This is a genomic window from Photobacterium sanguinicancri (genome assembly GCF_024346675.1).
In the GTDB taxonomy this organism is placed as follows: domain Bacteria; phylum Pseudomonadota; class Gammaproteobacteria; order Enterobacterales; family Vibrionaceae; genus Photobacterium; species Photobacterium sanguinicancri.
On sequence record NZ_AP024850.1, the window covers coordinates 2,747,004 to 2,759,698 of the forward strand.

Annotated in this window: 10 protein-coding genes; 2 read left to right on the forward strand and 8 right to left on the reverse strand. The window is 44.3% G+C overall.

Going from position 1 to position 12,695, the window contains the following annotated elements; all coding sequences use genetic code 11:
* Positions 1-177 precede the first annotated feature (177 nt).
* Together OCU87_RS12740 and OCU87_RS12745 are read right to left on the reverse strand one after the other, a co-directional pair.
* Positions 178-1,110, reverse strand: coding sequence for a LysR family transcriptional regulator (locus tag OCU87_RS12740; protein ID WP_261857332.1), 933 nt, complete (start codon positions 1,108-1,110; stop codon positions 178-180).
* Between the two features lie 207 nt (positions 1,111-1,317).
* Positions 1,318-2,289, reverse strand: coding sequence for a glutathione S-transferase family protein (locus OCU87_RS12745; protein ID WP_261857333.1), 972 nt, complete (start codon positions 2,287-2,289; stop codon positions 1,318-1,320).
* A gap of 288 nt (positions 2,290-2,577) precedes the next feature.
* Here OCU87_RS12745 and xthA point away from each other — a divergent pair, with 288 nt between their 5' ends.
* Both xthA and grxB read left to right on the forward strand, forming a co-directional pair.
* The gene (gene xthA / locus OCU87_RS12750) at positions 2,578-3,384 is read left to right on the forward strand and encodes an exodeoxyribonuclease III (RefSeq protein WP_261857334.1); all 807 of its coding nucleotides are present in this window, start codon (positions 2,578-2,580) and stop codon (positions 3,382-3,384) included.
* A 105-nt stretch (positions 3,385-3,489) separates the two neighbouring features.
* Entirely contained in the window at positions 3,490-4,143 is a 654-nt protein-coding gene (gene grxB / locus OCU87_RS12755; RefSeq protein WP_261857335.1) for a glutaredoxin 2, read from the forward strand.
* A gap of 243 nt (positions 4,144-4,386) precedes the next feature.
* On the opposite strand, the gene OCU87_RS12760 is transcribed toward grxB, so the two are convergent.
* The 6 genes from OCU87_RS12760 to OCU87_RS12785 form a co-directional block, all read right to left on the reverse strand.
* Positions 4,387-5,544: a BamA/TamA family outer membrane protein gene (locus OCU87_RS12760; protein WP_261857336.1), complete on the reverse strand. Its 1,158-nt coding sequence runs from the start codon at positions 5,542-5,544 to the stop codon at positions 4,387-4,389.
* Positions 5,545-5,695: 151 nt separating this feature from the next.
* Positions 5,696-8,884, reverse strand: a complete 3,189-nt coding sequence (locus OCU87_RS12765) for an efflux RND transporter permease subunit (RefSeq protein ID WP_261857337.1) — start codon at positions 8,882-8,884, stop codon at positions 5,696-5,698.
* Between the two features lie 3 nt (positions 8,885-8,887).
* Complete coding sequence (locus OCU87_RS12770) at positions 8,888-9,967, reverse strand: efflux RND transporter periplasmic adaptor subunit (protein ID WP_094956458.1); 1,080 nt, start codon at positions 9,965-9,967, stop codon at positions 8,888-8,890.
* A 271-nt stretch (positions 9,968-10,238) separates the two neighbouring features.
* The gene (locus tag OCU87_RS12775; protein WP_094956457.1) at positions 10,239-10,916 is read right to left on the reverse strand and encodes an ABC transporter permease; all 678 of its coding nucleotides are present in this window, start codon (positions 10,914-10,916) and stop codon (positions 10,239-10,241) included.
* 3 nt (positions 10,917-10,919) lie between these two features.
* A complete protein-coding gene (locus OCU87_RS12780; RefSeq protein WP_094956456.1) occupies positions 10,920-11,660 on the reverse strand; it encodes an ABC transporter permease in 741 nt (246 codons plus the stop codon).
* Between the two features lie 161 nt (positions 11,661-11,821).
* Positions 11,822-12,595: an ABC transporter substrate-binding protein gene (locus tag OCU87_RS12785; RefSeq protein ID WP_094956455.1), complete on the reverse strand. Its 774-nt coding sequence runs from the start codon at positions 12,593-12,595 to the stop codon at positions 11,822-11,824.
* Positions 12,596-12,695: the final 100 nt, after the last annotated feature.

Consider the following 12,695-nt stretch of genomic DNA (forward strand, 5'->3'; position numbering starts at 1 on the left):
TTAAATAAAACAACAATTTCGATGCGTAATTATATTAAACGCATAAAAAAGCCAGCTGAAATTTTTTTCAGCTGGCTAGAATGAAATTTCAATCGATCAATTTAACAAAGGTAACGAATACCTGTCTGAAAAAACAAAGGAAGTTCTCACCCCGTTAACTATTAGTAATTTAATCTATCAACCCAATGATAGTTCAGCCATCACACTTTTTATATCATGAGATTGTTTTAAGTCATTCACTAATGCTTTAGACGCTAGCGACAAGTCATGTTGCTCATTAGTGGTTAGATAAAAATGAGTCGAGTAAGCGAGTTCTTCCACCACCGGCACTTTGGCCATCATTCCTTTTTGCAGCCAAATATCAGCATAATGATCGGGCAAATACCCCATAAATCGACCGGATAAAATCAAATGGGCAGTCGCTTCCATGTTTGGCGCATAAGCTGTGCAGCATGATGCCATCACCTCGCTCATTGGCGTAATATGATGAGCGAGACCTCGTTCAACTAACGCGTTATTTTGGATATCTTTTAGGCTTGCAGGTCGGTTAATATCAAGGATGGCATGTTGCGGCACACAGTATAAACTTTGTTTCTCTTCAAAGAGATAGTGGTAATCTAACCCACTTTTCTTAACTTCCGACGAGGTGATACCAATATCAAACTTATCTTCTAACAGCCCTTTTTCAATCTGGTAAGAATCTGCGATCGCACAGTCAATCCGTACTTGCGGGTGCTTATCAACAAACATGGCGATTGCTGCTGGTATAAAGCAATCTGGATTGGTTACTAAGTTATCCACCATGCCAAATTGAATATTACCACATGAGATACTGCGGATATTATCAATCTGCTTTTGAAAGACATCAATCTGACCAAACAGCTGTCGACTCATCTCATACACTTTCAGACCATCAGGTGTTAATTTGAAACCACTTCGCCCCCGATGACACAAAGTCATCCCTAGCCGTGTTTCCAAATCATTCATCTTCTTACTGATACTTGATTGATGCATATTCAATTGATATTGCGCAGCGGAAAAGCCATCACTTTCAACAATGATCAGAAAAAGTTGCAATAACCTAATATCTATATCGTCGATTTTTTTCATTATAATTATTCACTCACATTGACTTAGTTGAGTTACACCACCTAAATCAAATCATCCAAACCAAACTGCCTGTTCAAGAATGAAGGCTATTATAATTAGTTCGATAAATTATAATGCGAAGCGAGTAAAGCTTTTATTATCTAGGCCATTACTCACTTCAATAATGTTTATTTGATTTTAAAACATTGAATAAGATCACAGTAATATTTACATATCACGACGAATACCACGGCCATGCGATGATAATAAATCTAATTCAGGCCCTAACGGAATAATACGAGTCGGGTTTATTGTGCTGTGGCTAGCATAGTAATGACGCTTAATATGGTAAAAATCGACGGTCTCCGCTATCTGAGCATATTGATACAACTCTTTCACATAGCCAGATAAGTGCGCATAATCCGCAATCCGTTGGCGATTACACTTAAAATGCCCCACATATACGGCATCAAAACGAATCAGCGTGGTGAACAAGCGCCAATCGGCCTCTGTAATGCTGTCACCCGCCAGATAACGGTGGGTCGATAGATGATGGTCGACACGATCTAATGCAGTAAATAAGCCATCAAAAGCCTCTTCGTATGCCGCTTGTGTCGTGGCAAAGCCGCAGCGGTAAACCCCATTATTTATGGCGGGATAGATAAAGTCATTCCACTTATCAACCTCTGTCGCTAAATGGTACGGATAATAATCATCATGGTTACCCGTTAATGCATCGAACGCTTGATTGAACATTCTGATGATCTCTGAAGATTCATTACTGACAATTGTCTGAGTCTGTTTATCCCACAGTACAGGCACCGTTACCCTTCCCGTGTAATCGGGCTTGGCTTTGCTATACAGCTGATGCAGATACATTAGGCCATAATTCGGCTCGGGCTCATCAAACACCCAACCTTCCGTTAGCATATCTGGACTCACTACAGTAACGCCTATGTGTTCCTCTAGCTGCTTAAGCTGCCTGAAAATCAAAGCTCGATGCGCCCATGGACAAGCCAGCGAAACATACAGATGGTATCTGCCAGACTCTGCCTGAAAGCCGTGCTGCCCTTGTGGCCCCGGTTCACCATCAGCCGTCACCCAATCACGAAAACCGGCATCTTCTCGTACAAATTTGCCATCGCTGTCTTTGGTGTCATACCAAATATCATGCCAGACGCCATTCACCAACTTCCCCATTTGATTCATCCTTTCTACAGTAGAGATGATTCAAGTATAGAAAGTCAGAGCTATGAAGTCGGCAGCACAATTTAAACCAAGATCATCAATAATTTTGATGAAAAACCAAGCAGAACAATTCGGGCGCAGCGATACCTACTACGAATAAAGCACTCACAAAACAAGCAATGTAGCGCAATTTTTTAATATCCCTATTTTGACTCGGTGGTAAATCTATAAAGGTCTGATACCATCGGAAGATAACACTCGTTTAGTCGAGTCTGTCGATTTAGCTAGATAGGAAAAACAATGAAAGTCATCTCGTTCAACATTAACGGTTTACGCGCACGCCTTCATCAATTGCAAGCCTTGATTGAAAAGCACCAACCTGATGTGATTGGTTTACAAGAAATCAAAGTACACGACGAAGCCTTTCCTCTCGCAGACGTTGAAGCCATGGGGTACAAGGTTTATCACCATGGTCAAAAAGCCCATTACGGGGTAGCTATGCTATGTAAGCAAGAACCTATCTCGGTCCAAAAAGGCTTTCCAACGGACGATGAAGACGCACAACGCCGCATGATCATGGCGACGTTTGAACAAGAAGATGGTAAGAAAGTCACGGTACTAAACGGCTATTTCCCACAAGGTGAAAATGTTAGCCACGAAACCAAATTTCCAGCCAAAGAAAAGTTCTACGCTGACTTAATGCACTACCTAAACGATCACCACAGCAATGAAGAAGAAGTGATTGTGATGGGTGATATCAACATTAGCCCTGCCGATAATGATATTGGCATTGGTCCTGCTAACGCCAAGCGTTGGTTAAAAACAGGCAAATGTTCTTTCCAGCCGATTGAACGTGAATGGCTAAAGACACTGATGGATTGGGGCTTTGTCGATACTTTCCGTCAACTGCACCCAGAAACTAACGATAAATACTCGTGGTTTGATTACCGTTCAAAAGGTTTTGTTGATAACCGAGGCCTACGAATTGACGTGATTTTGGCAACACCGTCGCTGGCCGAGCGCTGTGTAGAAGCAGACGTTGATTACGAATTGCGCGGTATCGAGAAGCCTTCTGATCACGCACCAATTTGGTCAACCTTTAGCTGATTATTGACTCAATATAGCTAATACGCGTATGTTCATACTCTTAATCAGGCTTATTGACGAAATAGACAGTTGAAAAGAATAAGCCATCACTAACAAGGAAACGCTATGAAACTGTTCGTTTTTGATCACTGTCCGTTTTGTATTAAAGCGATGATGGTCGCTGGGCTGAAAAAAATCGACCTTGAGATCGTCTACTTACAAAACCACGATATTGATGCACGTATCGAAAAAGTAGGTGAAAACCTCGTGCCTATCCTGCAAAAAGAGGATGGCAGTTTCATGGCGGAAAGTTTAGATATCGTGATCCATCTTGATGCCCTTGATGGCAATCCTTTACTGCTTGCCAATAAGCATAAAGAAGATATTGCACGTTATCTCGAAGCAGCAGGGCCTTTTAGCTCGCGCTTACTCTACCCGCGTTGGTTGATGATTGATTTACCTGAATTCCAATGCCAAGAAGCGAAGGATTGGTTTGTCGCGAAAAAATCAAAGATGATTGAACAAGACTTTGATGATGCCTTTGCCCGAAGCGAAGAATATTTAGATGGCTTAAACCAAGCACTGGCTGAGCATCTAAATTGGGTTCGATTACCGTCTGAGCGTAATAACGAATTAGCGTGCGACGATGTCAATCTGTTCCCGTTCTTACGTAATTTAACCGTAATCAAGGGTGTCGATTTCCCAAGTCATGTCCGCAAGTACATCGATGAAGTGGCAACACTGACTAACATCGGTCTCTATGATGATGTGGCAGTCTAGTCTTGGTGTAGTGGCAGTCTAGTCTTGGTGTAGTGGCAAACCGCAGACCAATGAACAAATAGTGAGTTAGGCGCAGAAAGAAACAGACAAACAAAAACGGTGAGCACTATGCTCACCGTTTTTATTTCAGGCTCTATTTCAAAGCTATTCCAAAGCCATTTCAGTGCCATTTCAGAGTTAGGCCACGTAAACCGTGCACATCTGGAACACTCGATATCCACGAGGCTTAACTTGGTGATCCTCTTACCAAGCGCTACCAAATTGAATATAAGTAGCCCACTCATCAGGCCCTTTGGCAACATCAATACCTGCTTTAAAACCTAATTGACGCGCGACTAAGTAACGAAAGCCCCCACCATAGGTTTGATGAATCTTCTCATCCGTATTTTGCGAACTGTTATCTTTCACTTGCCCCGCCCCTGTAAAGCCGAGCAATGTCCAGCGACTGTCCAAGGCATAATTAACCTGCACTTCTGCCAACCCCATTTCATCACCTTGATAGCGCATCGCGGGAATACCTCGTAAATCAATAAACGGCTTGGCATAAAATGGCGCCTCTCCATCTATCGATTTTACATCGGCACGCACTGCCACTGTCCATTGGCCATTAATCGGTTGGTAATGGTTGATATAGGCTTGATACTCGGTGTAATTAAAATCACTGCCGACACGTTTATCATGAAAAGAGGTTTTTATGCCTGCTTTAGTGCCTTCATCTGGGGAGAATTGGTTGTTACGGTTATCGTAAGTGAACTTGAGCGCAATACTGGCATCTTGCCCTTTACCGCTTAACGTGGCGGGTAATACTCCAACGAGTCCTTTAGGCGTAGCAAAGCTTACGTCGGAGCGCATTAAGGTATAATCGGCCCCCAAAAAGAAGTTGGTATCTTGAATACGCGCATCAATATTTTGAAAGAAATATAAACCGCCAATATCGTAATCGTATGCTTGCGATTGTGCTTCAGGGTAATATTTCAGATTAAACTTTGCGCCAAACAGCCCCCCTAAGTAACGCACACGGTCATTCATCCAATTGCCTGAATGGAAAACCCCACCCAGCTTACTGCCATTCGATGTGGCTAACCCCACCACCCCAGTCACGCTCGGTGGAATATCCGACACGCTTTCTATGTCAGCTTGGCGTTTGGCTTTTTGTTCATCTGTTTCATGGAAAAACAACACTGCAGCACCGCCACCAACACCGACGCTGGGATCTGTCACCAGTAAAGGAACGGGCATAAAACCATGAGCATTGTTTAAGATCCACTGGCTGGCATCCAGGCGACCATCTAATGGATCAATAAAATCCTCAAACCCTGCAAACACTGTCGTACTTGATCCCAGCAATACACATGTAGCGAGTAAATTGATACCGAGTGATAACCTTCTATTGGCTGTCATTTTTTAAAACCTATTTATGCACACCTGTGCGAGTCAATGTTCCATCCGTTTAAACATTAGAAAGGGAGTGTGGGCGCGGCATTATCAGACGCAGCTACTGGCATAATTGCAAACTAACAATAACCTCGCCCACATATCGTATTGAATCGAGTTATTTCACGTTATCTGTCGTGGTCTCTATAGTGGCGTTCTCCGTCACTAACTCGTTAGGTATTGAAGCGACAGTTGCTGCCTTGCTAGGTTGGCGATGAAACTTCTCGCGCAACGTTTGGAAAACATAGAAGAACACTGGCACTAATAATGTCCCAATAACCGTAGCTGTCAGCATGCCACCGAAAGCAGCAAAACCGATGGCCTTTTGCGCTTGTGCCCCTGCCGAGTTAGCAATCATCAGCGGTGCGACACCAAGAATGAAGGAGAACGCCGTCATCAATAGCGCACGGAAACGTAATTTTGCAGCCGTAATCGCGGCATCAAACACGCTATATCCTCGTTCCTCTCTCAATAATTTGGCAAATTCAACAATCAAGATGGCATTTCGACTCGCCATTCCTATCAAGAGAATCATCGCAATTTGGGTATACAGGTTGATGTCACCGCCTGTCAGTTTCACCGCAGCAAAAATACCGATAAGTGCACTTGGCACCGTCAGTAATATCGATACTGGTGTTAACCAAGATTCGTACTGGGCAACTAAGAACAAGTAGGTAAAAATTAATGCCAAGCTAAAAGCTATCACTGTCGCATTACCAGCTTTATTCTGCTCAAGTGTTAAGCCTGTCCATTCGAAGTTGTAGCCTTGAGGTAACTCGCTAAGCACAGCTTCCATCGCTTTAATCGCATCGCCACTGGTGACACCCGCCGCGGGTACCCCGTTAATCACCGCAGAGCCCGACACGTTATAGCGCAGTAAACTAGTCGGCTTATACACAATAGACGCTTCCACCAAATTACTGACACGAATAGCCTCACCACTCGCACTGCGCACATAGAGACCAGAAAGATCATCTGCCGACTGACGGCTGTCTGCTCGCGCTTGCAGCATGACCTGATAATTACGGCTGTCTAAGGTGTAGTCATTGATATAAACCCCACCAAAGTGGCTGTTAATAGTATTGACGATGTCACCAAAATCGACACCCATTAAACTGGCGCGTTCTTCATCAATATCAAGGTATAGGTTAGGTGTTGTAACACTAAAGGTTGAAAATGCAGCGGCAATTTCTGGCTTTTCAGATGCTTTAGCGAGAGTTTCTTGAAGGACTCGGTTTAGTTCTTCTGGGCCTTTACCACCATCATCTTTTAGCACCACTTCAAAACCATTCACCATGCCAAGGGCTGGTATCGCTGGCATCGAGAATGCAAAGCCGCCCCCATCAGGTAAAGCATCAATCGCCGCTTGGACTTTTGCTAAAACCGCATCTTGATGTAGCTCGGCCGTTTTACGCTGATCCCAGTGTTTTAAGCTCACCACCACCATACCCACGCTGGAATTGGTCGAGCTATTTAATAAATCATAACCAGGTACTGTCATCACCAAATCCACCGCAGGATCTTGCTGAATTTGTGCCGCCAATAGGTTCATCTCTTCACGAGTACGCTGCAATGATGCCCCTTCAGGCAATTGCACCGTGGCAAAGAACGCCCCTTGGTCTTCGTCGGGCAAGAAGCCTGACGGTAATGTTTTACCTAAGAAGGTTAGGCCCGCAAGCATGAGCGCAAAAATACCAGCACTAACGACTAACTTGCGGATCAAAAAACTCACGGTTGAAGAAAAGCCCGCCGTCAGACGATCAAAGCCACGGTTAAATCCTTGTAGAAACGCAGGTGGCTTCATGCCTCGGTGCATTAATAGCACACACAAAGCTGGCGTCAGTGTCAGCGCGACTATGGTTGAAATAACAACCGAGATACTGATCGCAATACCGAACTCGCTATACAAAATACCGGTCATACCCGGCATGGCTAAGGTGGGACCAAATACGGCCAACAACACCGCGGCCGATGCGACACAAGGCCCCGTCACTTCTGCCATGGCATCGATAACACACTCTTTTACAGGCTTATCACTTTCATGCAGCAGACGCTCGACGTTTTCAATCACCACAATGGCTGCATCAACCACCACACCAATTGCCAGTACTAAACCAAATAAGCTAATGGTATTAATGGTGCTACCTAGCATATCCATCACAGCAAAGGTGCCGATTAAGCTCACTGGAATGGCAATAGCGGGGATTAAAGTCGCCTGCCAAGTTTGTAAGAAAACATAGGTGACTAAAGTAACTAACAGCACCGCAATGATCAGAGTTTCGTAGACGTTATACAGACTCACATCGATAAAAAGTGTCGAGTCATATGGCGTCGCCCATGTCATATCATCAGGAAAGCTTTGCTCAAACTCAGTCATGGTCTCTTTGACAAGACGCGCGACTTCCATCGCATTCGCTGATGGGTCTTGATAAACCGCTAAGCCAATAGAATCGGCATTATTGATGTAAGCATCGGCCATATATTGGTTGGCGCCTAACTCGATATCAGCGACATCTTTAAGATGAATAATTGTGCCGTCGGCATCGGTACGCAGGCGAATATCACCAAATTCTTTTTCCCCTGCAAGACGCCCTCGAACGTTCACCGTGTACTGCCACGCATTATTGCCTACCACGGGCTCAGCGCCGACAGTACCCGCCGCACGAACGGCATTTTGATCGACAACAGCAGCAATCACTTCACTTGGCGTAATGTCTAACGCATCTAGGCGCTCAGGCTTAACCCAAATACGCATCGCATATTCTTTTTCACCCAAGAGCTCAACTTTACTGACGCCACCTAAGCGCGCTAAACGCTCTTTAACATTTGATGAAGCATAGTTCGATAATGTTAAGCCATCATGAGTACCATTCGGCGATTGCAACGTTAAAATCATCAGCATACTAGGGCTAACTTTTTCAACAAAAACACCACCACGTTTGACCTCATCAGGCAGCAGTGGCATAGCAGCATTCACGCGATTCTGCACTAAGGTCGCGGCGCGATCAGCATCAAAACCAACTTCAAAAGTAATATCTAAACTGTAGCTACCATCGTTTGAACTGTTAGAACGCATGTATTGCATGCCTTCCACCCCATTGACCTGTTTTTCAATCACAGAGGCTACGGTGTCATTTACTACCTGTGCATTCGCACCGCGGTAGTTAGTAAAGACATTGACGGAAGGTGGAGCGACATCTGGGTACTGACCCACAGGCATATTAATAATGCTTAACACCCCCATTAAGGTCATTAATATAGACAGTACAATCGCGAATTTAGGACGTTCAATAAAAAACTTAACCATGATTTAACCCTCGATATCGACGGCCATCCCAGGCGCAAGTTTTTGTACTCCTTCAACAATCACGATCTCGTTAGCAACAAGACCTTTGGTGATCGCAACTTGGTCACCTTCGAACGGTTGCGTTTCAACAGTTCGACGGGCAACAACCCCCTCTTCAACTAAATATACGAACTGACCCGTAGGATCTGCCGTCACACTTTTCTCTGGTAATAAGGTGCCGTTAATACTACTGCGAAGCGTTAATTTGGCGTATTGCCCAGCAAACACAGAGTCATCGTTATCAAATAAAAACCCAACCTGTAAGCTACCTGTTTTGCTGTTTACCGTATTATCGACATACTCTAATCGACCTTGGTTGTCGTAATAGCGGCCATCGACAAAATTCAAATGCACCGAGTAATCAATGTCGCTATGACGATAGTCATCCACAGTTTTAAGCACGGTTTCTTCATCAATACTGACTTTGATTTTCACTTTGCTGTCATCAACAACATTCACCAGCAGTTCACCGTCTTGTATCAAATCACCTGGCGACCAATCGGTTTGACCTATGCGCCCCGTAATGGGTGAGAAGATCTCTGTGCGCGACAAGATAATTTGGGCGTGTTTAATTTCATGTTCAACCGCTGCAAGCTCCGCTTTGGCAAGTTTTAACTCTGTTTCATTCGCTTCAAGCTGTTGCTGACTAATGGCTTGCCCCATTTTTTTTGCGCGTTGGTAGTTCTTTTGTGCCGACATAGATCGTGCGGTGATACGGGCTTTTTCAGCATCAAGTTTTAATAGCGCTAATTTAAACTCTTGGTTATCTAGCCGAAAAAGAAGGTCTCCTTTTTTTACCTCTTGCCCTGGCACAAAGTGTTTTTCAAGAATAGTGGCTGACACTCTCGCTTTAAGATCAACCGATTCCATCGGCTCTAAATAGCCAGGGTAAGAACGATCAATGTTGATATTTTCGATATAGGTTAATTGCGTTTTCACTTTAGGCAGAGGGATATCCACCACCACAGCTTCTGCCAGTTGCTCTTGGCAACCCACTAAAATCAAAGGAAAAGTGAAAGGAAGTAGTACAGTGCGTATGTTCATATTGCCACCTTAGTCATGGGAAATGAGTTCATCACTGCCTTTATAAGCCGCTGACTTTATTGGTTTTATGGGACTTCACTGCCACTACATTTGCCGCAGTACAAGGATGGACTCGTGACGCATAGTAAGAAAGTGCCTGTACTATGAGAAATAAGGACAGTTAAGGCTCACTTACAGGCCCTAAGCCATCCTGAAATAACCATTTGATAAACAATAAAAAAGGCTGAACCTCGTGAAAGGTTCAGCCTTAGGTGTATTGCAATAGTTGTGATCAACTCAATGGTTTTAAATGACGTAACCAACGCCCTTCTAATCGTCTAAAGCCCCAGATAATCACAAAGGTCAGCGCCATATAGCACATACCAGCAAATAAGAAGGATTCAAACGGCGCGTAATAACGTGAATTAACAATACGTGCCGCGCCCGTTAAATCAACAATAGTCACAATCCCTGCGACCGCAGAGCCGTGCACCATGAAGATAACTTCATTGCTGTATGCAGGTAATGCGCGGCGTAGCGCACTCGGTAAAATGACACGGCGAAAGGCTTGTAATGTACTCATGCCATACGCTTTTGCCGCTTCCACTTCACCTTGCGGAATACCATTGATAGCACCACGAATAATCTCAGCAGTATAAGCCGCGGTATTGAGCACAAACGCCACCAGCGCACAGAACCAAGCTTCTTGCCATAGCGTCCCCTGTACTTGAATGAGCTGGCTTAAACCGTAATAAATCAAGTAGAGCTGAATCAATAATGGCGTGCCACGAAAGAAATAAATAAAACCCCAAGCAGGCAGTGATAACCAATAATGTTTGCTATTACGTGCCACACCAATCGGAATAGCGACCACTAATCCAACCACTAACGCCACAGCCACCATCCATAGGGTGGTATAAAAGCCTTCGAGGTAAATCGGCCAGCTTTCGGTAAGAATACTAAAGTCCATCACTTACCTCGTATGTATGCTGAATCGACGTTCTGCCCACTTCAGTGCAGAAGTTGAAAGCGTCGTAAATAATAAGAAAATAACCGCAATCGTCATATAAAACGTGAAGGGCATTTGGGTTGTTCCCGCGGCAAGGGAGCCTTTACGTACCATATCATCAAGCCCGATGATCGATACCAGTGCTGTGGTTTTTAATAGCACTAGCCAGTTATTACCAAATCCCGGTAATGCATGGCGGATCATTTGCGGAAAAAGAACACGTCGAAAAGCCAATACGCCACTCATGCCGTATGCCTTAGCGGCTTCAAGCTCACCTTTATCTACGGCCATGATCGCACCACGGAAGGTTTCAGCCATGTAAGCGCCAAAGATAAAACCAATCGTCAGGATACCCGCAACAAAAGGGCTGATTTCGATGTAATCAGGTAAGTATTGTGCCCATTCGTGATTCGGATCAGACGAAGTGAAATAGTTGTTTAACCATTCATTGATATTATATAGGCTGTCATTCAGCAGCATTTGACCGCCGAAGAAAATCAGCATCATCAACACCAAATCAGGTATCCCGCGGATCACCGTGGTATATACCGTCGCTATTGCACGCGCCCAACGATAAGGTGAGAGTTTTGCTAATGCCCCAAGCATCCCTAATATGGCGGCAAGCAGTAAAGACAACAGTGCCACCTGTAATGTGACCCACGCACCTTCCACCAGCGACCATTCATAGCCTTTTAAATCTAACAATTGGGTACTCCTTTACACACCAATAGCAGTGTTAAAACACCAATGAAGTGAGACTAGTTCTCCAGAGCTATCATGTTCCCTGATAATCTAAAAACGAGCCTAAAGAGAAGAAGACATAAACTGGCTATGCCCTCTCCCTTGCTATCAAATACTGTTTAGCCTTATTTACCGTACACGTCGTAGGCGAAGTATTTCGCTGCAATCTCTTGATAAATACCTTTCTCACGTAAAGACAAGATTGCGGCATCTAGCTTTTGAGTTAAGTCTTTGTCTTGCTTACGTAGTGCAATACCAAAACCATCACCAAACCACTTTGGATCAGTTAGCGACGGACCGATAAAGTCATAAGCATCACCACCCGCTTTATTCAGCAACCCTTCTTCAAGCGCAGAAGCATCACCTAAAATTGTTGCAATACGGCCAGCTTTTAAATCGAGGTACGCATCATCAAATGAACCGTAACGAACGATTTCAACCGAGCTGAAATTATCTGTCAGGTATTTATCATGGGTTGTTGCACGCTGTACACCCACTTTAACGCCATCTAGGCCCGCTTCGGTAAAGTCAATTTGAGTGCCTTTTTTCGCAACAAATTTGTTAGGAATAAGGGCATATTTACCCGTGAAATCGATCTTCTTCTTACGTTCTTCGGTGATAGACATTGCAGCAATGATGGCGTCATATTTACGAGCAAGCAGTGATGGAATAATGCCATCCCAATCTTGAGCGACGATCTTACACTTCGCTTTCAGCTCTTTACACAGCGCATTAGCCATGTCGACATCAAAACCTTTTAGTTCGCCATTTGGCTCAGTCCAGCTAAATGGAGGGTAAGCCCCCTCGATACCAAAGCGGATTTGCTTCCACTCTTTTGCCTGTACTGATGTTGCGCCTAATGCTGAAACCATTGCTGCAGCTAAAATCCATTTTTTCATTGTCTATCTCCTGTTGTGTTACGTTGTAAAAACACCTATACCCCAAACAGCAGTGATTTTACGACGCTAAAACGGCTACACGCCTTCGGTGTCTCGCACC